Source organism: Hydrogenophaga sp. (genome assembly GCF_030656115.1).
Taxonomy (GTDB): Bacteria; Pseudomonadota; Gammaproteobacteria; order Burkholderiales; family Burkholderiaceae_C; genus Hydrogenophaga.
In genome coordinates, this window is the sequence record NZ_JAUSOO010000037.1 from 147,126 (window position 1) to 173,931 (window position 26,806).

Genomic DNA, 26,806 nt, shown 5'->3' on the forward strand with positions numbered 1-26,806 from the left:
CTGGGGCATGCGACCCTGGATCGTCTGGTGGTGCCTCCTGCTCAGCCTGGGCGCTCAAGCCAGTGTCGCAGAGCCCGCCTGCCAGCAGGCCACCGAAATCCGGCAAGCCGAGCGCACCGTGCTGCGTGCGGGCCAGGTGCTGAACCAGTCGACCGTTGCACCGGAAGATTCGCTGGCGTTGGCATGGCGCCGCCAGGGCACGCAAATCCGCTACCGCATGCAGCTGGATGCATGCCCTGCGGGTGCCGACTGGGGCTTGTGGGTGTTCCGCATGGGCGGCCCCTACCGGGCCTGGATTGACGGCAAGCCGGTTCAGCCCATCGACCCCGTGACCCTCGTGGGGTCGCAGGTTTACAACGGCCGCATACCCGCGCTGTTCCAGTTGCCGCAGGGTGCCCGTGAACTGGTGATCGAGATTGTCGACCTGGTCTACATGGGCAGCGGCCTGATCCGCGTCAGCGTGGGCCCCCAGGTGGCCATGCTGGAATCCCGAGCCTTGAGTCAGCTCGTGATCACGGACTTCAACAGCTTCTCCAGCACCATGATTGGTATGGCAGGTTTGCTCGCCATGCTGGTGTGGTTTTACAGGCGCCAGGACCGTGCAGCCCTGTGGTTTGCCGTTGCCTGCCTGGCCTGGGTGGTGCGCGGCGTTACTTACCAGTTTTTCGCATACCCCTTCGCACCACTGGTTGTTGAGCAACTCAACCCCTGGCTGGTGTTGCTCACCAGTTGCAGCCTGGCCGCCTCGTGGCTGCATGGGTTTCAGGGCACCACAGTGCGGCGCCTGCGCACGATTGCCGCGCTTTGCCTGGCCATCAGCCTGGCCTTTGTGGTGACGCTGGTGCTGGAGCAAGGCGCCCAACTGGTGCGTGCTTTGGCCTTCGCGAGTGGGTTCGCGGTGCTGTTTGCGGTGCTGGTGTTCCTGCTGCAGCGCTGGCGCCAGGGGAGTCTGAGCCCTGGGCTGTTGGCACTGGGTCTGGGTGCGTTGCTGGCCGGGTCTGTGCACGACATGGGCATGGTGATCGGCTACGCCTCACCCGCGAACTGGGCTTTTCTCAACGTCGGTTTCACCCTGCTGCTGCTGAGCCACGTGGTCGTGGTCTCGATTTTTCAGGTCAAACAGCTCAACCGCGCAGAACACACCAACGCGGAACTGGAGCGCAACATCCAGGCCAAAGCCCTGGAATTGGAGCAAAGCTACGCGATGCTGCGTGCCAGCGAACGCGCCAGCGCGCGGGCACAAGAACGGGCGTGGCTCAACCGAGAAATCCACGACGGCGTGGGTGCACAGCTGATCACGGCCCTGCGCGGCGTTGAGCGGGGTACGCTGAGCAAAGAGCGGGTGGCGCAAACGCTGCAAGAAGGTTTGGACGAGTTGCGCCTGCTGATGGATGCGGGCGATCTGGGCCAAAGCCTGCACCGCGCGCTGGCCACCTGGCGCAACCGCTGGGATTCCCGGCTGGAAGCCATCGGGCTGAACTTGCGCTGGGAGGTTGGGCACGATCTCGAACAGCTCGAATTGGGCAGCAACGCCACCCTGCAGGTCATGCGTGTGCTGCAGGAGGCGGTAACGAACACGGTCAAGCACGCCGAGGCGCAACACATCACCGTGCGGGCCTGGCTCGAAGGTTCTCCCCACCGGGCCCTGGTGCTGGAAGTCCGCGACGACGGCCGGGGTTTGGTGGCCGTGCGGCCTGCTTCGGGCGGTCGCGGCCTGCGCCACATGGTGCAGCGTGCAGAAACCCTGGGGGGTACGCTCTCGGTGGACAACGCAGCGAGCGGCGGCGTGCGGGTCCTGCTGAGTCTTCCTCTGTCGGGTTCGACATGCGAGGCGTCAAACACCACGCCTTTGATGCCTTGATCTCAACAGGTCGGCGTCAGCTCACCAAACCACGGCGGGCGGCTTCCAGCGTGGCCTCGGCGCGCGACGAAATACCCAGCTTGCGGTAAATGTCGCGCACGTAACCGGTCACCGTGTGGCTGCTCAGGCCCAGCAGCTGGGCCACTTCGGTGGCCTTGTAGCCCTTGGCAATCAAGCGCAACACGTCCACTTCTCGTTCAGACAAGCGCCTCGCAGACTCGGTGGCTGCCACGTCGGGTGGCTCGGGCGATGGATCGTTTCGGAAATGCTGCAGCACCCGGGCCGCGATGGAGGGCGAGAGCGCCGGTTCGCCTTGCTCGATGCGGTGCAACTGGGCCACCACCACCTGCGCTGGCTGCGACTTCAAAATATAGCCCGAAGCCCCCGCACGCAGGGCCGGAAACACATGGGCATCGTCGTCGTGGATGGTGGCCACGATCACCACCGCTCCCGGGCGGGCGGCGACCAGTTCCTCAATCAGCTGACCGCCGTGGCCATCGGGCAGCCCCCAGTCCACCAGCGCCAAGCCATAAGCGTAGGTCGCCATGCATTGGCGAGCACTCGCCACCGAGTCTGCGCAATCCACCGTTCGAACGCTGGACAACGCGCGCGGCAACAGCTCCGCGAGCCACTGCCTGGGCTCATCGAGGTCCTCAACGATCAAAGCACGCTCAAACAGGGTGGTCGGCATCAGCACAGTGTAGGCCAGTGACCCGCACCCCCAACGCATCCCCCGCACCACCCCCCTTGAACGGGGGGGGACCCTGGTTTTGGGGGTACCCGGGCGCGGTGCCCGTTTCCACAATAGCCCCAGGCCACCGTGGCCCCGATCTATTTTCTGGAGCAGACACCATGAGCACACCCGTTTTTCGCGCACCCTCTCGTTGGATGTGGGGCACCCTGACCATGGCCGCCTTTCTGGCCGGCTGTGGCGGTGGCGGCGACCCCATGCCTGCGGCATCGCTCTCCGGCGTGGCGGCTGTGGGTGCACCCATTGCCAACGGTGCCATTGCCGTCCAATGCGCCGGCGGCACTGCACTGAACACCACCACCAGCACCACCGGCGCATGGCAGGTGTCTTTTGCCGGGCAAACGCTGCCCTGCGCCGTCCAGGTGAGCGGTGGCAGCATCAGCGGCAGCGCCAACACCACGCCCTACCATTCCATTGCCGTGTCGTTGGGCACCGTCAACGTCACGCCACTGACCGACCTGATCGTCGCCCAACTGGCAGGCGCCGCTCCACAAACTTGGTTTGGCTCACCCGTGTTCACCAACATCAACGCCAGTGCCGTCGAAACCGCCTTGAGCAGCATCGCCACCGGGCTGGGCATCACCAGCACGCTGGGCTCGGTGAACCCCATCACCACCGCATTCAAAGCCGAACCAGGCGATGCCGTTGACCAGCTGCTGGAGGCCCTGAAAACCGCACTGGCCGACACCTCAAAAACCCACGCCGAACTGCTGAGCGCGGCACAAACCGGAAGCTACTCGGCGTTCACCGGCTTTGGAGCGGCCTTTTCAACGGCGGCTCAGGGAGGATCCACCACACCACCCCCCTCGGGCGGCAGCGGCTCCTTGACGGTGGAAGTCTCCATTGCGGGCGCCGCCGCAACGACAGTCACGGTCAATGGCGTTCCCGCCCCTGCCAACCAGGGTGAATTCTGCGGTGGACTGAGCAACGACGCGACGTTCAGCGGGTTCAGCAGCAACGGTGGTTCGATGACCATCAACAGTTGTTCGTTTGCCAACAATGTGGGGCAGGTGTCCGCCACCTTGACCACCACGGTGCCGGTGCAGCTGTCGCTGCCTTATTCGATCAAGTACACCTACAACCGGTAAGCCGGCCATGAAGCGCCGCCACCTTCTTGTCAGCACCGCGGCCCTGCCTTGGCTGGGTCTGCCCACCGCACCAACCTGGGCACAGACAGCGCCCGCGACCGCCTTCGATGCGGCCCTGGCCAACACGAACCCGGCACAAGCCGCCGAGGCTTGGCTCAACACCGAGCAGGTTGACGGCCTGCGCGAACTTCGCCAGGTGGGCATTGCGCAATTTCGCGTGATGTTCGCCACCCAGGGCGTGGGATCGGCGTCGGCCTCTGGGGGCATTGGTTCCGGATCGGGCAGCGCATCGATGCACGGCCGCTATGTGCTGGCGGGGGTGGACGAGGCCTTGATGCAGTCCATCACCGACAGCGCCTACGAGCGGTTCGGCCAGTCCTTGCAGGCACGGGGCCTCACCGTCGTGCCTTTTGAGGGCCTGCCGGCCGCCGCCCGCGAACGCATGGCGGGTGTGGCGGTTCCGGCCCCGGTCGAGCTCAAGCGGGGCCAAGGCAGAGGCCAGAGCAAGGAATACAAGCTGTTCAGTGCCAAGGGCCTGCCGTTGTACTTTGGCGTGTCAGACCCGCTGCGTCAGCACATGGGTTTTGGGGTGTCCCTCTCGGGCATCGGTTGGGATTCTGTCGAGTACGCAGAAGCTGGTGTGGCCGGACCCGAGCAGGTGGGCCTGCTCAAGGTCACGCTGGTGATGGATTTCGTTCAGATGGAAACTTCGGGCGGTTTTTTCTCCAGCACCGCCTCCGTGGGGGCCGAGCCCGGCATCATGCTCACCGAAGAATCCAGCCTGCGGGCCATGGTGCCCAAGGGTCTGGAGGAAAAGCCCAAACCGGGAGGCGGAACGGTTTGGACCACCCCCACCTTCAGTTTCGACAAAATGCCCGTGATGACCCTCAAGCACACGCTGCAGCCGGCGAACAGCGGGCTGATCGGCGTGACCGACACGACCCACACAGGTGTTGCCGCATTCCAAACCGCCATGCAGGTGGTTGGCCTGCTGGGTGGTCTGGGCGGTGGACGCAAGGACAAACGCTACGAAGTTGCAGTGGATCCGGTGCAATACCAAGCCGCTGCAAGCAGCACCATGGGTGCTGTGCTGGACACCTGGGCAGCGCAGATCGGAGCGGCCCGCTGAGCGGCTGAACCCAAGCACCGAGGCCCTGCCACAGGGCCTCGGTGCTCAGCCAATCAGTGCCCGCCGCGCAGCCTGTCAATCAGGCCGTTGAGCGCTTCCAGCGAGCCAAACTGGATGGCGATTTCGCCCATGTCTTCCAAGCGGCCATGGCGCTTGACACGCTTTTTCACCCGCACCTCCACGTCCGCCATCAGCAGGTCGGCCAGTTCCTCCTCCACCCTTTTCACATCGCGGGATTTCTCTTGTCTCGGCTTCTGGGGTGCCAGCGAAAATTCGGCTCCCAGTTTTTTCACCAGGCTCTCAGCCTCGCGCACCGACATTTTTTTGGCCGCAATCTGGTTGCCCGCCGTGATCTGGGTGGCTTTGTCCAGCACCAGCAGCGCGCGGGCATGGCCCATGTCCAGGTCGCCCGCCATCAGCATGGTCTGCACCGGATCGGCCAGTTGCAGCAGGCGCAGCAGGTTGCTGGCGGCGCTGCGTGAGCGGCCCACGGCCTGCGCGGCCTGTTCGTGGGTGTGTCCAAATTCTTTCACCAGGCGCTGCAAGCCTTGGGCTTCTTCCAGCGGGTTCAGGTCTTCGCGCTGGATGTTCTCGATCAGCGCCATGACGGCGGCGGACTCGTCGGGCACGTCGCGCACCAGCACCGGCACGCTGTCCAGCCCGGCCAGTTTGGAAGCCCGAAAACGGCGCTCCCCCGCGATGATCTCGAACTTGCCGGCGTTCGGGCCGTCGGCCAGCTTGCGCACCAGAATGGGCTGCATGATGCCCTGCGTCTTGATGCTTTCGGCCAGTTCGTACAACGCACCTTCGTCCATGCGGGTGCGCGGCTGGTACACGCCGGGCACCAGCTCGGTCAGCGCCAGTGTGGTGGGGGTTTGGTTGCGCTCGGTTTCCTGCGCCTCGGGCGAAGCGGCTTCGGCCACTTTGGGGCCCAGCAGGGCTTCGAGTCCACGGCCGAGACCTTTGGGTTTTTTGGTGACCATGGTGTCTTTCTTTATGGGTTCATCAGTTCAAGCAGCCAGGCATGGCCCTCGGGCCAGTCACCCAGGCCCGACTCGGCATTGATGTGGCCGCGCTCGCCCAGGTCGATGAAGCGCGAACCCCAGTCGTGGGCCAGGCCTTGTGCACGCTCGAAGCGGCAATACGGGTCGTTGCGGCTGCCCACCAGCACGCTGGGAAACGGCAGACGCTGGCGCACGATGGGCGACCAGCTGGGCAGCACCGGGCGCAGTTCGTCGCGCTCGGCATCGCCCGGCGCCACCAGCAGCGCGCCCTGCACGCGGTCGGTGCTGCGCGACACCTGCGCCCACGCCGCGGTGAGGATGCAGCCCAGGCTGTGCGCCACCAGCACCACCGGCCCTTCGGTGCTCAGAATCACGTCCTCCAGCCGCGCAATCCAGTCGCCCCGACGCGGCTGCATCCAGTCGTGCTGGTCCACTCGGCGGTAACCGTGCAGGGCCTCCCAGCGGCTTTGCCAGTGGTCTGGCCCGCTGTTCTGCCAGCCGGGCAAGATGAGTGTGTTGTCAGGATTCATGCCTGTGTTTCACGTGAAACAGGGCTTGCAGCGCCGCTGCTGCGCGCCACCATTTCTTGGGCAAAAGCCACAAAAGCCTGGCTGCCTTTGGCCAACGGATCGAACACCACGCCCGGTAGGCCGTAGCTGGGCGCCTCGGCCAGGCGCACGTTGCGCGGGATCACGCTGTCGAACACCTTGTCGCCAAAATGGGCCTTGAGCTGGTCGCTCACCTGGGACTGCAGGGTGATGCGTGGGTCGAACATGACACGCAACAAACCGATGATTTGCAGATCTTTGTTGAGGTTGGCGTGCACTTGCTTGATGGTGTTGACCAGATCGGTCAAACCCTCCAGGGCAAAGTACTCGCACTGCATGGGCACGATGACGCCGTTGGCCGAACACAGGCCGTTGAGCGTGAGCATGCTCAAGGACGGTGGGCAGTCGATGAGCACAAAGTCGTAGCGGGTCGCTACCGCCGCCAACGCCGTCTTGAGCCGCTGGTCGCGCCGCTCCAGGCCCACCAGCTCCACCTCGGCCCCCGCCAGTTCGCGGTTGGCGCCCAGCACGTCGTAACCGCACTTCTCCGAGCGAACAGCGGCCTGTGCCACCGATGCCGATTCAAGCAACACGTCGTAGACCGACAAAGCCAGGCTGCGCTTGTCCACGCCCGAGCCCATGGTGGCGTTGCCCTGCGGGTCCAGGTCCACCATCAGCACGCGCTGGCCCAGTTGGGCCAGACCGGCCGCCAGGTTGACGGTGGTGGTGGTCTTGCCGACGCCACCCTTCTGGTTGGCAACGCAGAAAATTTTGGCCATGACGGGTACCGGTGGTTGTAATTATTTGGAGATGGCCAGCTTGATGCCGAAGCCAATCAGGAACACGCCGGCGAGCTTTTCCAGCGTGCGCGCGATGTGGGGAGCGGCCCGCATGCGCTCGGCCAGAAAATGGGTCAGCAGCACAGCGGTCAAGCCATAGGCGAAGGTCAGCAGGGCCACGGTGGCGGCCATGGCACCGAAGGTCAGCAGGCCCTGGTGCTTGGCGGGGTCCACAAACAGCGGGAAGAACGCCATGTAAAACACGATGGCCTTGGGGTTGAGCAAGGTGATGGCAAGCGCTTGCTGAAAATACTGGCGCGGACGGATGTTGAGCACGGGCTTGCCACCCGGCTTGGCGCTCAGCATTTTCCAGCCGAGCCAGGCCAGGTAAGCAGCGCCCAGCCACTGCACCGCGTTGAAAGCGGTGGGATAGGCCGCCAGCAAGGTGGCCACGCCGGCCACAGCCATCCACATCAGCACCTGGTCACCGGCCATCACGCCGAAGGTGGCCGCCAGTCCGCCGCGAATGCCGCCTTTGCTGGTCGAGGTGATCAGCGCCAGGTTGCCGGGGCCGGGAATGGCCAGAAACAGAACGATGGCGACAACGAAGGCGCCGTAATCAGCAATGCCAAACATGGAAAACCCCCTAAGTAGAGGGGGTGAGTTTACGTGAGGCCGGTTGTGCCGTTGCGCGGCACGCCGCAGCGCCAACGGTTCAAGCGGTGCGCTCGCGCAACCAGACGATGCAGCGCTCTGCTTCCAGCCCGGGCACCTGCAGGTGTTCCACGTGAAACACCTCGGCCCAGGTTGCGGTGTGTTGCAAGGCCAGCAGCTCCTCCGTGGGGTGCTTGCCCTTCATCGCCATCCACACCGCGCCGGGTTTCAGGGCCGGGCGTGACCAGCTCACGAAGTCCACCAACGAGGCAAAGGCGCGCGAGCAGATCACATCAAAACCACCACCCTCTTCTGCCTTCAGGCTTTCCACCCGGGCGTGCACACCGCGCAGGTTGGGCAGCTTCAAGGTCGCCGCCGCCTGCTGAATGAAGGCGGCTTTTTTGCCGACCGTGTCCACGCAGCTCACGTGGATGTGCGGACAGGTGACGGCAATGACCACACCGGGCAGGCCACCGCCCGAACCCACATCCAGCAGCCGAAGGGGTTGCCCGCCGGTCTGGCGCAGCAGCGGCGGTATGGCCGAGAGGCTGTCCAGCAGGTGGTGCGTCATCATCTCGGCGGGGTCGCGCACGGCGGTGAGGTTGTAGACCTTGTTCCACTTTTGCAGCAAGGCCAGGTAGTCCAGCAGCAGCGCCACCTGCGCCTCGCTGAGCGACAAGCCCAGCGCCTGCACCCCTGAGAGCAACACCGCGCGGCTCATGCCGACACCCCGGCGTTTGCAGGCACGGTGGCAAAGCCCCGAAAGCCGCCTTTTTTCAGGTGGATCAGCAACAGCGAAATGCTGGCGGGTGTGATGCCCGAAATGCGCGATGCCTGGCCCAGCGTTTCAGGCCGGTGCTTGGCCAGTTTTTGACGGGCTTCAAACGACAAGGCCGCCACCTGCAAGTAGTCCAGATCGGCCGGCAGTCTCAAGTCTTCATAGTGCGAGGCCCGCTCCACCTCGGTCTTTTGCCGGTCAATGTAGCCCGAATACTTGGCGGCAATCTCCACCTGCTCGATCACGGCGTCGTGCAGATCACCCAGCGTTTCACGTGAAACATCCGGGTGGTGGTGCTGCCGGTCGTTCATCGCCATCAGCGCGGCATAGCCCACACCCGGCCGGCGCAACAGGTCAAACAGGTTGTGTTCGTGCTCAATCGCCTTGCCCAAGACCCGTTCGCTCTCGACCGGCGGCAGGTTGCGCGGGTTCACCCAGGTGGATTTCAGTCGCTCGGTTTCACGCACAACAGCGTCGCGCTTGCGGCTGAAGGCGTCCCAGCGCGCATCGTCCACCAGGCCCATGCGGCGCCCGGCTTCGGTCAGGCGCATGTCGGCGTTGTCTTCGCGCAGCTGCAGGCGGAACTCGGCCCGGCTGGTGAACATGCGGTAAGGCTCGGTCACGCCCTGCGTCACCAGGTCGTCCACCAGCACGCCCAGGTAGGCCTCGTCGCGCCGGGGCAGCCAGGGCGCTTCACCCTTGCACTGCAGTGCGGCGTTGAGCCCGGCGAACAGGCCTTGTGCGGCGGCCTCTTCGTAGCCGGTGGTGCCGTTGATCTGGCCCGCAAAGAACAGACCCTGAATCTGTTTGGTCTCAAAGCTGTTCTTGAGGGAACGTGGATCGAAGTAGTCGTATTCAATGGCGTAGCCGGGGCGCAAGATGTGCGCGTTTTCCAGCCCCGGCATGCTGCGCACCAGGGCGTACTGGATGTCAATCGGCAGGCTGGTGGAGATGCCATTGGGGTAGACCTCGTGCGTGGTCAAACCCTCGGGCTCCAGAAAAATCTGGTGGCTGTCTTTGTCGGCAAAGCGGTTGATCTTGTCTTCCACACTCGGGCAGTAGCGCGGGCCCACACCCTCGATCTTGCCGGTGAACATGGGGCTGCGGTCAAAGCCCGAGCGAATGATGTCGTGCGTGCGCGTGTTGGTGTGCGTGATCCAGCACGGCACCTGCTGCGGGTGCGCCACCGCCCCGCCCATGAAGCTGAACACCGGCACCGGCTTGTCGGGGTTCATGCCGCCGGCCACACCGTCGCCGGGCTGTTCGGTGCATTGGCTGTAGTCGATGCTGCGGCCATCCAGGCGCGGCGGTGTGCCGGTTTTCAAGCGCCCTTGGGGCAGCTTCAACTCTTTCAAACGCGCCGACAAAGACACCGCAGGCGGGTCACCGGCGCGGCCGGCGGCGTAGTTGTTCAGCCCCACATGGATCTTGCCGTCCAGAAAGGTGCCCGCCGTCAACACCACCGTGCGGCTGCGAAACTTGATGCCCACCTGCGTGACAGCACCCACCACGCGATCACCCTCCACCATCAAATCGTCCACCGCCTGCTGGAACAGCCACAGGTTGGGCTGGTTTTCCAGCATGCGGCGGATGGCGGCCTTGTACAAAATGCGGTCGGCCTGGGCGCGTGTGGCGCGCACCGCCGGGCCTTTGCTGCTGTTCAAAATGCGGAACTGGATGCCCCCTTCGTCGGTGGCCAGCGCCATGGCGCCGCCCAGCGCGTCCACCTCTTTCACCAAATGGCCCTTGCCAATGCCACCGATGCTGGGGTTGCAGCTCATCTGTCCCAGCGTTTCGATGTTGTGGGTCAGCAGCAGCGTGCGGCAGCCCATGCGCGCAGCGGCCAAGGCGGCCTCGGTACCGGCGTGGCCGCCGCCCACGACGATGACATCAAATTCTTGGGGGTACAACATGTGAAGACTCCGGAGCGCAGCCCAAAGACAGCGCCCAACAATACAAAAATGTGGTGTTTCACGTGAAACACCGGCTGCCCGCGCGGCGTTCACGCGGTTGGCGTCCAACGGCAACCGGATGGGCAGCCGCCGATTCTCCCATCTTTGCCTGGGTGACGCCTGCCAAAACCGTGCGGTACACCGGGTGGGCACAGCCCACGGTCGCGGATCAACCACGACCGCAGTGGCGGCCGACGCAGCGCATTCGAACAAGTGCTTGCGCCACAATGGAGGCATGAGCAACCCCATCCCCCTCCTCGTTTTTGCGGGCAGCACACGCGCCCAGTCTTACAACCGCCAGCTCGCCGCCACGGCCGCCGACATGGCCCAGGCCGAAGGCGCACAGGTCACCCGGCTGGACCTGGCCGACTTCGACGTGCCGCTGTACAACGCCGACCTGGAAGCCCAGGGCACACCGCGCGACGTGGTGCGGCTGAAGGAAATTTTCCACGCCCACCCGGCCTGGCTGGTGGCGGCACCCGAATACAACGGCAGCATGACGGCGCTGCTGAAAAACACCATCGACTGGGTGTCCAGCCCGATCAAGGGCGACCCCGACTGGGGCAACGGCAGCAAAGCCTTTGCCGGCAAGGTGGTGGGTTTGCTCAGCGCCTCGCCCGGCGCCCTGGGCGGTCTGCGCGGCCTGGCCCACCTGGCCCCGGTTCTGATGAACCTGCAGTGCTGGGTGGCACCCAGGCAGTTCGCCCTGCCCAAGGCGTTTGAGGCGTTCGACCCGAGCGGCCAGCTGTCGCTCGAATCGCAGCGCACCGCCTTGCACGGCGTGGTGGACCAGGTGCTCTGGGCGGCCCGCAAGTTCCAGGGCTGAGCGGCCTTGGACTGCCGCCCCGGCTGCGCCGCCTGCTGCACCGCACCGTCCATCAGCAGCCCCATGCCGGGCTGGCCCAGGGGCAAAGCGGCTGGCGTGCCCTGCCCTCACCTGGACGGCGCGCTGCGCTGCATGCTGTTTGGCCAGCCCGAGCGGCCGGCGGTGTGCTCGTCGCTGCGGCCCAGCGCGGACATGTGTGGCGACAACCGGGAGCACGCCATGCGGTTTTTACACCGGCTGGAGCAAGCCACACGCCCATGAAAAAGGCCCGAGCGATCGGGCCTTTTTCATGTGAAACAGCGCCGGGACGCAACCCCGCGCTGAAATTGTGCGGACGGTTACTGCTTGACGGCTTCCACCTGCAGCACCAGACGCACGTTTTTCGGGAAACCCCAGTCCACGCCGTAGTTCACGCCGAACGCGGTGCGGTCGATGGTGGCCTCAAAGTCGCCGCCGCACACTTCGCGCTTGAGCATCGGGCTCTGGAAACAGTTGAACTGGTTGGCCTTGAGCGTCACGGGCTGGGTTTTGTCCAGCAGCGTCAACTGACCTTCCACCGAGCTGACCTTGTCGCCATCAAACAGAAACTTGCTGGACACAAAACGGGCCTTGGGGTATTTGGCGGCGTCCAGAATGTCGGGGCTCTGCAGGTGCTTGTCAAAGCCGGCGGTGCCGGTGTTCACCGAAGCCACGTCGAAGCTGATGTCCACGCTGCCGGTCTTGGCGGCTTTGTCGAACGTGATCTTGCCGTCCTTCTTGTCAAAACGGCCGCGGTTCACGCTGGCGCCAAAGTGGCCAATCTCGAACGTGGCAAAGGTGTGCGTCGGGTCGATCGCGTAGTCGGCGGCGAAAGCGCCGGTGGACAGGGTGGCGGCTGCGGCCAGCAGGGTCAGGGTTTTGCGCATGGGTGAAATCCTCGGTTGGGGTGGGTTTGGGTGAAAAAAAGGAAAAACGGCTCAGAGCTTGGGCACACCGGTGAGCGCCATCTTGAATTTGACTTGCACCTCATCGGCCACCATGGAGGTGTCGGCCCACTCCTTCTCGCCAATGCGAAACGCCAGGCGCTTGATGGGGAAAGCGCCGGTGGCTGTGGTGAGGGTGCCGTTTTGGGTCAGCGTCACAGGCACCACCACATCGCTGCTCAACCCTTTGATGCTCAGCTTGCCGGTCACTTCAAACTGGTTGGCATTCACACGCTTGATGCTGCTGGACTGGAACGTGGCTTTGGGGAAGGCGGCCACGTTGAACCAGGTGGCCTTGGGCAGCTCGGCATTGGCTTCGCGGCTGATGTCGGCGCTGCCGGTGTCCACCGTGAAGGCGATTTTGCTGCTGGCCAGCTGGGCCGGGTCGAACGCCACCTGGGCACTGAAGGTCTTGAACTTGCCTTCCACCGGCACGCCCATCTGGCGGCTGACAAACACAATGTCGCTCTGCGCGGGCACCAGCGCTTGCTGGGCCTGAACAGCCAGCGGCAACAAAAACACAGCGGACAGGGTCAAAGACAAAAAACGTGCGTTCATAAGATAGATCCGGAAGATGAGAAATCAGTTGCGCCCAACGCCCATGCGTTGCAGCAAACCATCGCGGTCCACCAGTTGGTGCTTCAGCGCGCCCGCCACATGCAGCACAACCAACGCAGCCATGGCCAAGGCCGAATATTTGTGCAGTGGCTTGAGCACATCGGCCAGCGCCTCACTCACCGGCACAAAGTCGGGCAACGGCACCACACCGAACCAGACGAGGGGAAAACCCGCCGCCGAGCTGTAGGCCCAGCCCAGCAAAGGCACGGCAAAAAACAGCCCATACAAACCGTGGTGCGTGGCGTGGTGGGCCATGCGCTGCCAGGCGGGCATGGCCCGCTCAATGGCCACCGGCAAAGCCGGTGGGCGGTGTGTGAGGCGCCAGAACAGGCGCACGAACGACAGCACCAGCACTGTCACCCCGGCCCATTTGTGCCAGCTGTAGTACCGCAGGCGCTGGGGCGAAAACGGCAGATCGGCCATGTACAGGCCGAGCGAAAAAATGGCGATCAGCGCCACGCCGAGCAACCAGTGCAAGGCCACAGCCACGGGGTGGTAACGGGAAATGGGCGCTTCAAACATGCCTGCAGTGTAGGCAAGCACCCAGGGTCACGGTGTCAAACGGCTTGAAGCCTGAGTCCAAAAAATTTGAATGAACTAAGGCCAACGATTCGAATCTGGCGGCATTTCACGCTCCTACAATGCACCCATGCCCGACACCGATACCCAGAATGTGCTGGCGCTTTACCCGGCCATGGGTTCGCTGCCGGAACTGCTCGTGCGGCTGCACGCGGTGCGTGTGCCTGCGGGCACCCCCCTTTTTCGCGAACACGACACCTGCCAGGGTTTCCCCATGGTGCTCCAGGGTGAGGTGCGCGTGTCGCGCAGCGCCGCCAACGGCCGCGAACTGGAACTCTACCGGGTTCAGCCGGGCGAGATGTGCCTGGTGTCTTCCGCCGGACTGTTCGCCGGGCAACCCCTCACCGCCCACGGGGTGACCACCACCGACACCACCCTGACCCTGCTGTCGGCGCCCGACTTCCAGACCGCGATGGCCGACCCCACGTTTCGCAACTTCGTGCTGGGCTTGTTCGCCTTGCGCATGACCGACCTGACCACACTGATTGAGGCCGTGGCCTTCCAGCGGCTCGACAGCCGCCTGGCAGCCACCCTGCTCGGCCACGGCCAACAGGTGCGCGCCACCCACCAGGCACTGGCCGACGAACTGGGCACCGTGCGCGAAATCGTCACCCGGCTGCTGCACCGCTTTGAACGCGATGGCTGGGTGGAACTCTCGCGCGAATGCATCACCATTTGCGACAGCAGCGCCCTGCGCAACATCGCCGCCCTGCCCACGCGCTGAACCACCGCTTTGTGACGCAGGTCACAGACCCTGCGCCCACAAGCCAGTTCAATAGCGTCATGCCTTGAAGCGGCAACACCCCGCTGGGCTGGTTTCATTTTTCTTGGCTTTGACTGGAGCAATTGCATGACCAAAAACGTCGGCGGTATCGACCGCACCATCCGCATCGTCGTGGGCCTGGCCCTCATCGCCGCAGCCGCCACCGACAGCGTGGGCCTGTGGGGCTACGTGGGCGTGGTCCCGCTGCTCACCGGCATCATGGGCTGGTGCCCGCCTTACGCGCTGCTGGGTTTCAACACCTGCTCAATGAAGAAGTAACCCCGCTGCCCAGCAGCCGAGAACCCCGCACCGCTCACCCGAACCGTGCGGGGTGGTGTCTTCTGTCGTGCCTGGGACAGGCCGCAGCCGGGCCTCGCCGTCCAATGCGTGCCATCCATCAACGCGCATTCAGGAGACACGGCATGCTCAACATCCCTTCCCTCAAAAACGCGGTCCACCCCGACGAATGGGCGTTGCGCTGCGACCTCGCCGCCTGCTACCGGCTGGTGGCCGCCTACGGCTGGAGCGACCTGGTGTTCACCCACATCAGCGCCAAACTGCCCGACAGCGTGACGGGTGGCGCACACCAGTTCCTCATCAACCCCTACGGGCTGATGTTCGATGAGATCACCGCCAGCAGCCTGGTGAAGGTCGACATGGCCTGCAACAAGCTCATCGACAGCCCGTTCCCCGTGAACCCGGCCGGGTTTGTGATTCACAGCGCGGTGCACGAAGCCCGCCCCGAAGTGGGCTGTGTGCTGCACACCCACACGCGCGCGGGCGTGGGCGTGAGCGCCCAAAAAGGCGGTATTTTGCCCCTCAGCCAGCAAAGTACGTTTGTACTCGCTTCGCTGGCGTACCATGACTACGAAGGCGTGGCCTTTCGCCCCGAAGAAAAGCCCCGGCTGCAGGCCGACCTGGGCCAGGCCAGCTACCTGGTGCTGCGCAACCACGGCATGCTCACCGTCGGTCAAACCATTGCCGAGGCGTTTCTGGCCATGTACACGCTGGAGAACACCTGCCGCATCCAGATCGACGCGCAGGCCGGGGGCGGTGAACTGGTGCCGGTAAACCCCACCATCCTGGCCGGCATGGCGGACGTGATGCGCGTCGCCACCGCCGGCCAAGGCGCCCAACTGGCGTGGCCCGCGCTGCTGCGCAAGGTCGAGCGCCTGGACCCGGGCTACGCCAACTGAACCCCTGACGGGACACCAGAAACGGCCGCTGGAACGGCGCAGGAAACGGGGCAACGACCTGCAGGCGGTTTCTGGCGTTGGGATGGTCGTCGCTGAACGCCGCGCCCGGCCTTGCCTTCCGGCACGCCCAATGCAAAGGCACCCTTCCTCCGTCAAGACGGTCGTTGAAGTGGGCGACCAGGGCAAGCCGCTCGGGGGCCAACAACCAAGCCGATGCTTCGATCATTTATGGGTGTTTCCAGCCGGTCATGGGATGTGCGCGCCTTTGCGCGCTCAATACACGGCAAAAACCCGTATATGGTGCGCATCAAAGGTGCATGCACTGTCCTTGTGCATAAAGACGCATCAAGGTGAAGTTTCCGCCTGATACCCGGAATAGCGATGTGCTATTGCAATTTCTGTCGCCATAAAGCACCCCTGCGTCACCCATTTGACAGACGCAGTGCCACTTGGTGAATACACCTATGGCACGTTTTCTGCTTTGATGCTTGTCAAAAATGCAGCCATCTCGCGCTTCGTTTTACAAGGAGTGAGTCCATGGCAACCATGGCAATGCAATTACCTACCACTCAAGCTCACGCACCGAGCCCACCGGTATCGCGCGGTTTCTGGCAACGCTACCGAGTGATTATCTTGGCGGTTACGTTGTTCATCGTGATCGATCTTGGCGTGCTGGTGCTCAACTTTTACACATCATTCAAGATCAGCGAGGACGCCATCGGGGTGAATCTTTCGGGGCGCCAGCGCATGCTGTCGCAGCGGATGACCAAAGCGCTGCTGACGGTGGACATCGAACTTCGCGATGGGCGTGACACCACAGCAGCGCGCGAAGAGTTCAAGCTGGCCGTGGGCCTGTTTGAGCAGACTCTGAAAGGTTTTGAAGTCGGTGACACCGTACCTGGCGGCGACGGTAAAAGGGTGTACCTACAGCCCGCAACCGGCGACGCTGCGCGCCAAGCGGTTGATGCTGCGCTGACGCTGTGGAAGCCCTACCGACGCGCACTGGCCCCGGTGCTGGAAGGGCGCGAGACACTGAGAGAACTGGCCGAAGCCGTGGCCTATGCGCGCGCCAGCAACGTCAAGCTGCTGGGGTTAATGAACGACCTCACCACTGCGCTGGAAAAGAACGCCACCGAACGCGCCAACTTTCTGCGTACGGTGCAAGCCGCCGGCATCCTGCTGGCGCTCATCAATTTTGCCTACATCCTCTACAAATTCCTGAGCAGTCTGCGCCGCGCTGACGCGTCGATCCTGGCGGTCAACGAAGAAAATCGAGAGATTTTGGGCACCGTGCGCGAGGGTTTGTTTTTGCTGCAACCGGACTTCACGCTGGGCACACAGATTTCCCGCTCGGTGGGCACGTTGCTGGGCAAAGAACCCCGTTCAGGGGACCGGCTGCTTGACCTGCTGGGCCCTTTGCTGTTCGAGAAAGACCTGAACGATGCGCGCGACTACATGGAATTGCTGTTTTTGCCGCATGTGCGCGAAAACCTGGTTCAGGGTGTCAACCCGCTGACCTGCGTCGAAGTCAGGGCCACCAATGCACTGGGGCTTGAGGAGCGCAAGTTTTTGTCTTTCTCTTTCAGTCGCGTGATCGATGGTGGCCAGGTTCGCCACCTGCTGGTGACCATGCAGGACATTACCCCCCGCATTGCGCTCGAACGGCAACTGGATGCCGAGCGCTCCCGCGCTCGCCAGGAGTTCTCCTCCTTGGTTCAAGCGCTTCGGACCGACGCGGGTGCGCTGCGCAGCTTTGTCTCGCGCGCCGAGGCGCAGTTGCTGCAGGTCAATGATCTGCTGCGCTCGCTCTCGGAACAGCAAGACAGCGTGAAAACACGCAAAACGATGGACAGTGTTTTTCGCCTGATCCACACCTTCAAGGGCGATGCCGCCGCACTCGACATGGAACTGCTCGCCAGCATGGCACACAGCCTGGAAGACGAGTTGCAGCGGCTGCGCAACCTCGACAAGTTGAGCGGCGAAGCGCTGGTACACCTGCCACTGGCCCTGGAGGGGCTGCTGGAGAAAGTGGGTGCTTTCAAACTGGTTGCACAGGCACACCCCGCCACAACAGCGACCATGGAAACGTCTGTGGGCCCATCCTCACCAGAGATTCCAACCGCTCTGTCCCGGGTACTTGAACTGGCCCACCGCGCCGCGGCGGATCTGGGCAAGCAGGTGCGCACACGCCTGGTGCTGGAAGACGGGGGGCTGGCACACCCCCGTGCCCAGGATCCAGAGTTGGTGTCGCTGGCTATTCAACTGGTGCGCAACGCCGTGGCCCACGGCATAGAGACACCGGCCGAGCGGATCGCAGCCGGCAAAGCAGAGATTGGCTTGGTCACCCTCTCGCTGGTGCGGCGCGACACAGACGAATTGGAATTGCGTGTGCGCGACGATGGCAAGGGCCTGCAACCATCTGCAATCCGCCAGCGCCTGCTGGACTTGGGCTGGTACAAGCCCGAGCAACTTGACCAGTTCTCAGAACGGCAGATCATGGGTCACATCTTCAAACCCGGTTTTTCCACCGCTGCGCCCGGTGGATCCCACGCTGGGCGAGGGGTTGGCCTGGACGTGGTTCAACAAGCGGTCAGCCAATTGGGTGCGAGGCTGCGGCTGCATTCCACACCGGGACAGGGCACCGAGTTCGGCATCGTCCTGGCCTGAGCGAGCATTCACATGAAATTGCTCATCGTTGACGACTCCAACCTGATACGTACCCGCATCGCCAGCGTGGTCGAGGCCACACAGATGAAGGGCATTTCTATTGTTGGACTGGCCCGCAATGGGCGCGAGGCCGTGCGCATTGCCCGCGTCAGCCGACCTGATGTGGTCACCATGGACCTGACCATGCCTGAAATGGACGGTGTGGAAACCATCCGTGAACTGATGCGCATGCCCGATCCGCCCAACATTCTGGTGGTCAGCGCGCTCAACGACAAGTCCACGGCCATCACGGCGCTGCGCATGGGAGCACGCGGTTTCATCAACAAGCCATTTACCGACGACGAGCTGCGGCTGGCCCTGCTCGACGTGTGCAATCCCAACTGAGTGCCCCTATATGGCTACCCTGACCGAAGACGACTTGCGGCTGTTCGTGGACGCCGTCAAACATTACCTCAAAGCCACCTCCGGCCAGGAACCCGAGATCACCTCCGCCTTTCTGGGCGACGCCAACGTGACCGGCCACGAGTTCAACGGCATCGTGAGCTTCATGGGCGGCTACAGTGGTCAGATCCTGGTTTCCATGCCGCAGGGCATGCTGCGCGAGTTGTTGGTGCTGCAACATGAACGCAACTTCACCGAGAGCAACCTGCTGGACGCGGTGGGCGAGGTGGCCAACACACTGGCAGGTAACGCGCGCAAGGTCTTTGGCCCAGAGCTGGATATTTCCGTGCCCACCCGCCTGCGTGGGGCGCAAGGCATCACAGCCCGGGTGCGCGAGCGGCCTTACGTCATCACATTTCGCTGGAACCGCCATCCGGCACTGGTCTGCGTCGATCTGGAGCGCCGCTGAATCAAAGTCCGCACTGCCAGCTTCCGTGCCTCTTTGACGCAGTGCCCGATGCGCCGCCACAGCCGGTGTTTCAAGTTCCGCCTGTATATAAACACGCTTGATGGAGAGTTCCGGCCATCCCCGCGCGACTGCGCATGCCAACTACCCAAACGCCCGCACCACCCGCAGCACATCGGCCCCATACGCTTCGCGCTTTTTCTGCCCCAGCCCGGCAATGCCTTCCAGGTCGGCGTCGGTGTGGGGCATGCGGCTGGCGATGGCGCGCAGGGTGCTGTCGTGAAAAATCACGAAGGCGGGCAGGTTGTGTTCGCGGGCCACTTCGGCGCGCCAGGCTTTCAGGGCGGCCAGGCAGTCGCGCTCGTTCAGGCTCAGCGGCTGGCCGTCGGGCGCAGCGGCGGCAGCGCTGCTGCGGGCGGTTTTGCTGCGGCTGGTGCGGCCTGGGGTTTTTTCGGTGGCCAGCTTCAGCGCCACCGGACGCTGGCCTTTCAAAATCTCGCGTGCGGCGTTGGCCAGGTGCAGGGTGTTGTAGTGCGCGGCGTCCACCTGCACGGCTTCAATGGCGATGAGCTGGCGCAGCAGGGCGCGCCACTGGGTTTCGGACAGGTCGGCGCCAATGCCGAAGGTTGAGAGTTTGTCGTGCCCGTACTGCGCCATTTTGTCGGTCTGCTTGCCGCGCAAAATGTCCATGATGTGGCCGGCGCCAAAGGCCATGCCGCTGGTTTGCTGCACGCGGTAGATGCACGAGAGCAGTTTGCGGGCCGATTCGGTGGCATCAAACAGCGCGGGCGGGTGCAGGCAGTTGTCGCAGTTGCCGCAGGGCTGGCTTTTTTCGCCAAAGTAGGCCAGCAGGCGCACGCGGCGGCAGTCGCTGGCCTCGGCCAGGGTCAGCAGCGCGTCGAGCTTGCCGCGCAGCACCTGTTTGAATTCGTCGGCTGCCGGACTTTCGTCGATCATGCGGCGCTGGTTCACCACGTCTTGCAGGCCGTAGGCCATCCAGGCGTTGGCGGGTTCGCCGTCGCGCCCGGCGCGGCCGGTTTCCTGGTAATAGCCCTCGATGTTTTTGGGCATGTCTAGGTGCGCGACAAAGCGCACGTCGGGCTTGTCGATGCCCATGCCGAACGCGATGGTGGCGACCATGATCAGGCCTTCTTCGCGCAAGAAACGGTCCTGGTGCTGCTGGCGTTTGGCCGCGTCCATGCCCGCGTGGTAGGGCAAGGCGTTCAGGCCAGCGGTGTTGAGCATCTCGGCCACTTCTTCCACCCGGCGGCGCGACTGGCAGTAGACGATGCCCGCGTCGTGCCCCGTGCTGTGGGTGTGCTCGTCGCGGATGAAGCGCATCAGCTGCGTGGTGGCGTCTTTCTTTTCCACCAACTGGTAGCGGATGTTGGGCCGGTCGAAACTGCTGATGAAGGTGCGCGCGTTTTGCAGCTGCAGCCGCTCGACGATGTCGGCGCGGGTCAGGTCGTCGGCGGTGGCGGTGAGCGCCACGCGGGGCACGCCGGGGTAGCGCTCGTGCAGGATGGCCAGTGCGCGGTATTCGGGCCGGAAGTCGTGGCCCCACTGGCTCACGCAGTGCGCTTCGTCGATCGCGAACAGGCTGAGCTTGCCGCGCTCGTGCAGCGCATCCATCAGCGCCAGAAAACGCGGCGTGGTCAGGCGCTCGGGGGCGGCGTAAATCAGCGTCAGTTCGCCGCGCAGCAGTTGTTTTTCGGTCTGGTGGGCTTCTTCGCTGGTGAGGCTGGAATTGAGAAAGGCACCGGCCACGCCGGCTTCAATGAGCGCGCCCACCTGGTCGTGCATGAGGGCGATGAGGGGCGACACCACCACCGTGAGGCCGTGCCCGGCGCGCTCGCGCACGATGGCGGGCACCTGGTAACACAGGCTTTTGCCGCCGCCCGTGGGCATGAGCACCAATGCATCGCCACCCGCGCTGACATGGCCCACGATATCGGCCTGCGGGCCGCGAAAGGCGTCGTAGCCGAAGACTTCCTGCAGCACGCTCAGGCAGTCGGCCTGCGTGTCGGTTGGCATGTCCATCATGACCAAAGCACCGGTGCTGAAACGTGGCAAGCCATGGCCACCCCACCCGCGGGAAAACCCAAGCCAGCGGTCACATTTGCTCCCACGGCAAGCCCTCAAAACGCCAGCCGTTGAGGCTGGAGCGCTTGAACGCATCGTTCAACTCGCCTTCAAAGCCGTGCAGCACGTGTGCCACGTTGGCAAAGCCGACGGCTTCCAGGGCGGCACCCGCGTCCAGGGTGCGCTTGCCGCTGCGGCAGATCAGCAGCACCGGGCGGGCTTTGTCGCCGGCTTCCTTCTCCACCGTCTCGGCAAAGCGCTGCGGGTTGGGCGTGAGGTCGGGGTATTCGTACCAGGGGATGTTTTCTACGCCGGGCGGGCGCCCCACGTAGAGCGACTCAATCTCCATGCGCACATCAACAAACAGGGGGCCTTCGAGCCCGGCGGCTTCGCAGCGCGCCTGCTCGGCCTGCAGCCAGGCCCAGGCATCCTTGGGAGACAGGTTTTTCATGGCCGCTATTGTCGGGTATCTGTAGGTGGGTCTCTCTACGCGGCCCAGCCGCCAGCCGATACGCTGTGCGGCCTGCGCCACGCGCCACACCACCCGCCCACCTCTTTTGCCCATGACCACCCCCTCCGCCGCTTTGTTTCCCCACCTGTTGGCCCCGCTGGACCTGGGGTTCACCACCCTGAAAAACCGCGTGCTCATGGGCTCCATGCACACCGGCCTGGAAGAGGGGCGCGACCTGTCCCGACTCGCCGCCTACTTCCGCGAGCGGGCCGAAGGCGGCGTGGGCCTCATGGTCACGGGCGGTTTTTCGCCCAACATCGTGGGCTGGACCAAGCCCTTTGCCGGCACGCTGGCCACCTCGGGCGCGGCCCGGCGCCACCGGGTGGTGACCGACGCGGTGCACCAGGCCGGCGGCAAGATCGCGCTGCAGATTCTGCACACCGGGCGCTACGGCTACCACCCGCTGGCGGTGGCACCGTCGCGGCTGAAGTCGCCCATTTCGCCGTTCACACCGTTTGCGCTCACCGCGCGCGGGGTCGAGCGGCAGATTCGTGCCTTTGTGAACTGCGCGGCCAAGGCGCGCGAAGCGGGTTACGACGGCGTGGAAATCATGGGCTCCGAGGGCTACTTCATCAACCAGTTCCTGAGCCAGGCCACCAACCTGCGCAGCGACGCCTGGGGCGGCGACTACAGCCACCGCATGCGGCTGCCGCTGGAGATCGTGGCACGCACCCGCGAAGCGGTGGGCCACGACTTCATCCTCATCTACCGCCTGTCCATGATCGACCTGGTGCCTGGCGGCAGTTCGTGGGACGAGGTGGTGCAGCTGGGCACCGCCGTGGCCCGGGGCGGCGCCAGCCTCATCAACACCGGCATTGGCTGGCACGAGGCGCGCGTTCCCACCATCGCCACCAGCGTGCCGCGCGCGGCCTTTGCCTGGGTCACCCAGAAAATGAAGGCCGAGTTTGCCGCGGCCGGCATCACCACGCCGCTGGTCGCCAGCAACCGCATCAACACGCCCGAGGTGGCCGAGCAGCTGCTGGCTGACGGGGCGGCCGACATGGTGTCCATGGCGCGCCCGCTGCTGGCCGACGCCGAGTTCGTCAACAAGGCCGCACGCGGGCAGAGCGACCTGATCAACACCTGCATTGCCTGCAACCAGGCCTGCCTGGACCATGTGTTCCAGAACAAAACCGCCAGCTGCCTGGTAAACCCGCGCGCCTGCCGCGAGACCGAGCTGGTGTACCGCCCCACCACCCAGAAGAAACGCATCGCCGTGGTGGGCGCCGGCCCGGCCGGTCTCACCGCCGCCACGTTGCTGGCCGAGCGCGGCCATGCGGTGCAGCTGTTTGACGCTGCCAGCGACATCGGTGGCCAGCTCAACATGGCCAAGCAGGTGCCGGGCAAGGAAGAGTTTCACGAGATGCTGCGCTACCTGCGCCGCCGGGTGGACACCACCGGCGTGCAACTGCACCTGGGGCGCACGGTGCAGGCGGGCGATCTGACCGGCTTTGACGAGGTGATCGTGGCCACCGGCGTGAGCCCGCGCGACCCGAAGATTCCAGGGCAAGACCACCCCAAGGTGCTGAGCTACATCGAGGTGTTGCGCGAGCACAAGCCCGTGGGCCCGCGCGTGGCCGTCATCGGCGCGGGGGGTATTGGTTTTGACGTGGCCGAATACCTGGTGCACAGCGGTACCTCCACCACGCTGGACCTGCCCGCCTGGCAAGCCGAATGGGGTGTGGCCGACCCGGCGCTGGCGGTGGGCGGACTGGCCACCACGAAGCCGCAGGTGTCGGCCCCGGCGCGCCAGGTCACGCTGCTGCAGCGCAAGGCCGGCAAGCTCGGCGCGGGCCTGGGCAAAACCACCGGCTGGATCCACCGCACCGCGCTGAAGCACAAACATGTGGAGATGATCGGCGGCGTGAACTACGAACGCATCACCGACGAAGGCCTGTGGGTGTCTCACGGCGAGAAGCGCGAAGACCCCACCTGCATTCCCTGCGACACCGTGGTGCTGTGCGCCGGTCAGCTGCCGTTTCGCCCGCTGGCCGAGGCGCTGGCGGCGCTGGGCAAGACGGCGCACGTCATTGGCGGCGCGCTGGAGGCGGGCGAGCTGGATGCCAAACGCGCCATCGACCAGGCGGCTCGGCTGGCGGCCAGGTTGTAAAGCGCTGGCGAGAAAGCGACACGCTTCGCTGGAGGCGTCTGTGAACCCAGCAGCGGTGGTTCCCAGCTTGGGCAGCGGTTTTTTGACGGTTCAAACCACACGTTGGCGGTGGTCAGTTTTGCGGTTTTGGGGGCACCGCAGTCGAACCGCCACTGCTCAAAATACCGGCCACCGTTTGGCTGATACCGGTCAAAGACGGATTGGCCAACCCGGCGTCCTTCATGATCGCATCCACGATGGGCTTGGCCACCTGGTACTGCAGCGCCGAGTTCATGACCTGTTCCGGCAATGAGCCCGAACCGTTCGAATGGGCGCCGTTGCCCTCTGCATGACCGCTGCCACCGCCCATGGGCATGCCATTGACCTGGAACAGTCGAATCGAATCGATCTTCTCCATGGGCCGGGAGGCCTCTTGAATGATGCTGGGCAACGCCTGAATCAGCTGCATGCGAACGGCCAAGTCGATCTGGGCCGCTCCGAGTCGATTCTTGGCCTCGTTGATGGCGGCAATGCCCTCGGCTTCGGCCAGAGCGGCTTCGCGTTTGGCGTCCGCCTCCACCTTGAGTGCCAGCGCGCGGTTTTCAGCGGCCTCACGCTCGGCTTCAGCAGACACTTTGACGGAAATGGCCGATTGCTCGGCTTCGCGGGTCGCGTCGATGAGCTGAATCGACTTGCCGCGTTCTGCGATCGCCACTTCCCGCGCCGTGTTCACGGCTTCTTCTGCCTTGACGGCTTCGGCTCGCGCCGCGTTGGCCACGGCATCCGCTTGCGACTGTTCCTGAGACTTGCGTGCAATCGCAATCGCAGCGTCCTGGTTGGCCAGCTCGACCGACTGGCGTTGTTCAGCTTGCTTGACCTTGGTTTCCCGCTCCGCTTCGATGGTTTTTTTCTGGATGGTCAGGTTCTTGTCGATCTCGGCGCTGTTGACCGTGCGGTCCGCTTCGATGCGGCGCTCTTTGACCAAACGCTCGGCGTTGATGCGCACTTCTTCGGCCTCGCGGTGCCGTTCTGCTTCGATCTTGGCAATCTCGGCCACCTGGTCCGCTTTGGCGTTGGCAATTTCCTGCTGCTGTGTGAGGGTGGCGAATTCCTGCTGCTTGGTGATGTCCAGTTTCAGGCGCTCTGCTTCCAGGTTCTTGGTCCGAACCTGCACTTCGGTGTCTTGTTCAACGTCGTTGCGTTGCTTGCGCCGCGCTTCGGTTTCTTGCGTCAGCCGCGTCAGGCCTTCGGCATCGAAGGCGTTGTTCGGGTTGAAGAATTCTTTGGATGTCTGGTCCATGCTGGTCAAGGAAACCGCTTCGAGCTCCAGACCGTTTTTCTCCAGATCTTCGGCCACGGCGTTTTGCACCGCCTGCACGAACTCGCGGCGCTTGTCCTGCAACTCTTGCATGGTCATGGTGGCCGCGGTGGCCCGCAGAGCGTCCACGAATTTGTCTTCGACCAGAATTTTCAGCTCATTGGGCGCCATGGTCTTGCGGCCCAGGGTCTGAGCCGCGGTGCTCACGGATTCGGCCACTTGCCGGACCCGCACAAAAAAGGCCGCCGCCACATCGACGCGCATCCGGTCCAACGCGATCAGGCTTTGCTCTTCCCGGCGCGAGACCTCCAGCTTGAGCGTGTTCATGTTCACGGGAATGGTTTCGTGAAAGATGGGCAACACGATGGCGCCGCCGTCCATGACCACCTTTTGGCCGCCCAGGCCGGTTCGAACGAAGGCGGTTTCCTTGGTGGCCCGGTGGTAGAGCCGGGCAAAGATGAGACCGATGAAGACCAGGCCAAACAGACCGATGGCCGCAGGCACGCCGATATTGAGCAAGAGTTCAAACATGTTTTCCCTTTGGATGTCGTTGCGGTTGTCAGAGCAGCTCTGGATGGGGGTTGCGTATGCCCATGTAGCGGGCACCATTCTTTTTGACCAACAGCACGGAAACCCCTTCTTCAAAGGTCTCGCCTGGAAGGTCCGGCTCGACCAAAACATAGTGGGTCCGGCCGTGCATGTCCCTGAGTTTCATCTGCGCTGCAGAGCCCTGTCGCGCGGTACCCTGAACGACGAGGCCAGCCCGGCCGATCAGGCTCATTTCGCTGACCGCAGACGTTTCGTCGCTGGGCACGAGACGGGCCAACAAACCACCCAGTCTGCGGACAAGAGACATCCCACCCAACATGGCGGGAACGGCGGCAAGCCATGCGGGCATCAACTGGCCGAACAGGGCACTGCTGAATGCCTGAATCGCGTAACCGCTCATGGAGAAACCCGCAAGAAAGATGCCCAGCAGCATCAGGAATGGCACCTTGCCCACGTGCAACCAGGCCAGCGGGCCTTCGAGGCTGTCGGGCAAATCGGGCACCAGTCCATCCAGCCAGCTGGATGGACTGGCGGCAAACAACAGGCCGGCCCCCTCCATGACGAAGAGGGCCAACATGAGCAACAGGGCAGACCCGAAAGGCCACGTTTCTTGTGCAAACCAGATCATGGTTGTCCTTGTTGGAAATTCACCGTGCGCCCCCGTTCCTGGCACGCACCGTTGACGCTGCTTTCAATTTGGGCCGACGGTGTGTGAGCGCCGCCAGCCATCACACCGAAGATGGGTTGGCGCACAGATGTCACCCATGTCCGTTCCTTTCCTGCCTTCCTGTTGGGCACAACCGTGATGTTGAATGATCGTAGCGAATTTCAGCGCAGGTGAAACGTGATCAAAGGTGGCTGTTTCAAATGCGCGGTCAACACCGCACCCAGCGCAGTGGATTTGAGGTGTCGTGCGCGGCCCAGCAACATGGTTTCTACAATCCTGCCCATGACCGCCCCAACCTACACCCGCGCCCAGGCGCTGCCCGCCATTCTTTCGCAACGCATCGCCATTCTGGACGGCGCCATGGGCACCATGATCCAGCGCTTCAAGCTGGGCGAAGCGCAGTACCGCGGCGAACGGTTCAAGGACTTTCACAAAGACGTGAAGGGCAACAACGAGCTGCTGAGCCTCACGCGTCCCGACGTGATCCGCGACATCCACGAGGGCTACCTCGCCGCCGGCGCCGACCTGATCGAGACCAACACCTTCGGCGCCACCACGATCGCGCAGGAAGACTACGACATGGCCCAC

Annotated in this window: 27 protein-coding genes; 13 read left to right on the forward strand and 14 right to left on the reverse strand. The window is 63.9% G+C overall.

Annotated elements, in window-relative coordinates; all coding sequences use genetic code 11:
• The first annotated feature begins 7 nt into the window (after positions 1–7).
• A complete protein-coding gene (locus Q7J58_RS05115) occupies positions 8–1,861 on the forward strand; it encodes an ATP-binding protein (protein ID WP_304824352.1) in 1,854 nt (617 codons plus the stop codon).
• Between the two features lie 16 nt (positions 1,862–1,877).
• Here Q7J58_RS05115 and Q7J58_RS05120 read toward each other — a convergent pair whose 3' ends face one another.
• Positions 1,878–2,552 carry a response regulator transcription factor gene (locus Q7J58_RS05120; protein WP_304824354.1) on the reverse strand — a complete coding sequence of 225 codons (675 nt, stop codon included), beginning with the start codon at positions 2,550–2,552 and terminating at the stop codon, positions 1,878–1,880.
• 161 nt (positions 2,553–2,713) lie between these two features.
• Here Q7J58_RS05120 and Q7J58_RS05125 point away from each other — a divergent pair, with 161 nt between their 5' ends.
• Complete coding sequence (locus Q7J58_RS05125) at positions 2,714–3,700, forward strand: hypothetical protein (protein WP_304824357.1); 987 nt, start codon at positions 2,714–2,716, stop codon at positions 3,698–3,700.
• 7 nt (positions 3,701–3,707) lie between these two features.
• The gene (locus Q7J58_RS05130) at positions 3,708–4,829 is read left to right on the forward strand and encodes a hypothetical protein (protein ID WP_304824360.1); all 1,122 of its coding nucleotides are present in this window, start codon (positions 3,708–3,710) and stop codon (positions 4,827–4,829) included.
• Between the two features lie 53 nt (positions 4,830–4,882).
• Here the strand turns inward: Q7J58_RS05130 and Q7J58_RS05135 are convergent, their stop codons facing one another.
• The 6 genes from Q7J58_RS05135 to mnmG all read right to left on the reverse strand — a co-directional run bounded on the left by Q7J58_RS05135 (position 4,883) and on the right by mnmG (position 10,505).
• A complete protein-coding gene (locus Q7J58_RS05135; RefSeq protein ID WP_304824363.1) occupies positions 4,883–5,812 on the reverse strand; it encodes a ParB/RepB/Spo0J family partition protein in 930 nt (309 codons plus the stop codon).
• Between the two features lie 11 nt (positions 5,813–5,823).
• Positions 5,824–6,363, reverse strand: coding sequence for an alpha/beta hydrolase (locus Q7J58_RS05140; protein WP_304824366.1), 540 nt, complete (start codon positions 6,361–6,363; stop codon positions 5,824–5,826).
• A complete protein-coding gene (locus Q7J58_RS05145; RefSeq protein WP_304824369.1) occupies positions 6,360–7,160 on the reverse strand; it encodes an AAA family ATPase in 801 nt (266 codons plus the stop codon). The genes Q7J58_RS05140 and Q7J58_RS05145 overlap by 4 nt, the downstream gene beginning before the upstream one ends.
• A gap of 21 nt (positions 7,161–7,181) precedes the next feature.
• Positions 7,182–7,796 carry a LysE family transporter gene (locus tag Q7J58_RS05150; protein WP_304824372.1) on the reverse strand — a complete coding sequence of 205 codons (615 nt, stop codon included), beginning with the start codon at positions 7,794–7,796 and terminating at the stop codon, positions 7,182–7,184.
• A gap of 79 nt (positions 7,797–7,875) precedes the next feature.
• A complete protein-coding gene (rsmG, locus tag Q7J58_RS05155) occupies positions 7,876–8,535 on the reverse strand; it encodes a 16S rRNA (guanine(527)-N(7))-methyltransferase RsmG (protein WP_304824374.1) in 660 nt (219 codons plus the stop codon).
• Positions 8,532–10,505, reverse strand: a complete 1,974-nt coding sequence (mnmG, locus tag Q7J58_RS05160; protein WP_304824377.1) for a tRNA uridine-5-carboxymethylaminomethyl(34) synthesis enzyme MnmG — start codon at positions 10,503–10,505, stop codon at positions 8,532–8,534. The genes rsmG and mnmG overlap by 4 nt, the downstream gene beginning before the upstream one ends.
• Positions 10,506–10,779: 274 nt before the next feature.
• On the opposite strand from mnmG, the gene Q7J58_RS05165 reads away from it, so the two are divergent.
• Positions 10,780–11,370, forward strand: coding sequence for an NAD(P)H-dependent oxidoreductase (locus tag Q7J58_RS05165; protein WP_304824379.1), 591 nt, complete (start codon positions 10,780–10,782; stop codon positions 11,368–11,370).
• 6 nt (positions 11,371–11,376) lie between these two features.
• Positions 11,377–11,631: a YkgJ family cysteine cluster protein gene (locus Q7J58_RS05170; RefSeq protein WP_304824382.1), complete on the forward strand. Its 255-nt coding sequence runs from the start codon at positions 11,377–11,379 to the stop codon at positions 11,629–11,631.
• A gap of 77 nt (positions 11,632–11,708) precedes the next feature.
• Here Q7J58_RS05170 and Q7J58_RS05175 read toward each other — a convergent pair whose 3' ends face one another.
• The 3 genes from Q7J58_RS05175 to Q7J58_RS05185 are packed head-to-tail and all read right to left on the reverse strand — an operon-like array spanning position 11,709 to position 13,472.
• Positions 11,709–12,275 carry a YceI family protein gene (locus tag Q7J58_RS05175; RefSeq protein ID WP_304824384.1) on the reverse strand — a complete coding sequence of 189 codons (567 nt, stop codon included), beginning with the start codon at positions 12,273–12,275 and terminating at the stop codon, positions 11,709–11,711.
• A gap of 51 nt (positions 12,276–12,326) precedes the next feature.
• Positions 12,327–12,890 carry a YceI family protein gene (locus tag Q7J58_RS05180; RefSeq protein ID WP_304824387.1) on the reverse strand — a complete coding sequence of 188 codons (564 nt, stop codon included), beginning with the start codon at positions 12,888–12,890 and terminating at the stop codon, positions 12,327–12,329.
• A 24-nt stretch (positions 12,891–12,914) separates the two neighbouring features.
• Positions 12,915–13,472, reverse strand: coding sequence for a cytochrome b (locus Q7J58_RS05185; protein WP_304824390.1), 558 nt, complete (start codon positions 13,470–13,472; stop codon positions 12,915–12,917).
• Positions 13,473–13,599: 127 nt separating this feature from the next.
• Here Q7J58_RS05185 and Q7J58_RS05190 point away from each other — a divergent pair, with 127 nt between their 5' ends.
• From Q7J58_RS05190 to Q7J58_RS05215, 6 genes are all read left to right on the forward strand, one after another.
• Positions 13,600–14,253 (forward strand): Crp/Fnr family transcriptional regulator, encoded by a 654-nt coding sequence (locus Q7J58_RS05190; protein ID WP_304824393.1) that lies wholly within the window; start codon positions 13,600–13,602, stop codon positions 14,251–14,253.
• Between the two features lie 126 nt (positions 14,254–14,379).
• Positions 14,380–14,571 (forward strand): DUF2892 domain-containing protein, encoded by a 192-nt coding sequence (locus Q7J58_RS05195; RefSeq protein ID WP_304824396.1) that lies wholly within the window; start codon positions 14,380–14,382, stop codon positions 14,569–14,571.
• Between the two features lie 143 nt (positions 14,572–14,714).
• Complete coding sequence (locus Q7J58_RS05200) at positions 14,715–15,488, forward strand: class II aldolase/adducin family protein (RefSeq protein ID WP_304824399.1); 774 nt, start codon at positions 14,715–14,717, stop codon at positions 15,486–15,488.
• Between the two features lie 633 nt (positions 15,489–16,121).
• The gene (locus tag Q7J58_RS05205) at positions 16,122–18,155 is read left to right on the forward strand and encodes an ATP-binding protein (RefSeq protein WP_304824402.1); all 2,034 of its coding nucleotides are present in this window, start codon (positions 16,122–16,124) and stop codon (positions 18,153–18,155) included.
• Between the two features lie 12 nt (positions 18,156–18,167).
• Positions 18,168–18,539, forward strand: coding sequence for a response regulator (locus Q7J58_RS05210; RefSeq protein WP_304824405.1), 372 nt, complete (start codon positions 18,168–18,170; stop codon positions 18,537–18,539).
• Between the two features lie 10 nt (positions 18,540–18,549).
• Complete coding sequence (locus Q7J58_RS05215; protein ID WP_304824408.1) at positions 18,550–19,005, forward strand: chemotaxis protein CheX; 456 nt, start codon at positions 18,550–18,552, stop codon at positions 19,003–19,005.
• Between the two features lie 141 nt (positions 19,006–19,146).
• Here Q7J58_RS05215 and recQ read toward each other — a convergent pair whose 3' ends face one another.
• Both recQ and Q7J58_RS05225 read right to left on the reverse strand, forming a co-directional pair.
• Positions 19,147–21,045, reverse strand: a complete 1,899-nt coding sequence (recQ, locus tag Q7J58_RS05220; protein ID WP_304824411.1) for a DNA helicase RecQ — start codon at positions 21,043–21,045, stop codon at positions 19,147–19,149.
• Positions 21,046–21,115: 70 nt separating this feature from the next.
• Positions 21,116–21,535: a rhodanese-like domain-containing protein gene (locus Q7J58_RS05225; RefSeq protein ID WP_304824433.1), complete on the reverse strand. Its 420-nt coding sequence runs from the start codon at positions 21,533–21,535 to the stop codon at positions 21,116–21,118.
• A 112-nt stretch (positions 21,536–21,647) separates the two neighbouring features.
• On the opposite strand from Q7J58_RS05225, the gene Q7J58_RS05230 reads away from it, so the two are divergent.
• Positions 21,648–23,705 carry an NADPH-dependent 2,4-dienoyl-CoA reductase gene (locus Q7J58_RS05230; RefSeq protein ID WP_304824414.1) on the forward strand — a complete coding sequence of 686 codons (2,058 nt, stop codon included), beginning with the start codon at positions 21,648–21,650 and terminating at the stop codon, positions 23,703–23,705.
• A 112-nt stretch (positions 23,706–23,817) separates the two neighbouring features.
• On the opposite strand, the gene Q7J58_RS05235 is transcribed toward Q7J58_RS05230, so the two are convergent.
• Together Q7J58_RS05235 and Q7J58_RS05240 are read right to left on the reverse strand one after the other, a co-directional pair.
• Positions 23,818–25,533 carry a flotillin family protein gene (locus Q7J58_RS05235; RefSeq protein ID WP_304824417.1) on the reverse strand — a complete coding sequence of 572 codons (1,716 nt, stop codon included), beginning with the start codon at positions 25,531–25,533 and terminating at the stop codon, positions 23,818–23,820.
• Positions 25,534–25,561: 28 nt separating this feature from the next.
• Positions 25,562–26,179: a YqiJ family protein gene (locus Q7J58_RS05240; protein WP_304824420.1), complete on the reverse strand. Its 618-nt coding sequence runs from the start codon at positions 26,177–26,179 to the stop codon at positions 25,562–25,564.
• A gap of 321 nt (positions 26,180–26,500) precedes the next feature.
• Between Q7J58_RS05240 and Q7J58_RS05245 the strand changes: the two genes are divergently transcribed.
• Positions 26,501–26,806 (forward strand): homocysteine S-methyltransferase family protein (locus tag Q7J58_RS05245; protein WP_304824423.1); only part of this gene is annotated, 306 nt, incomplete at its 3' end.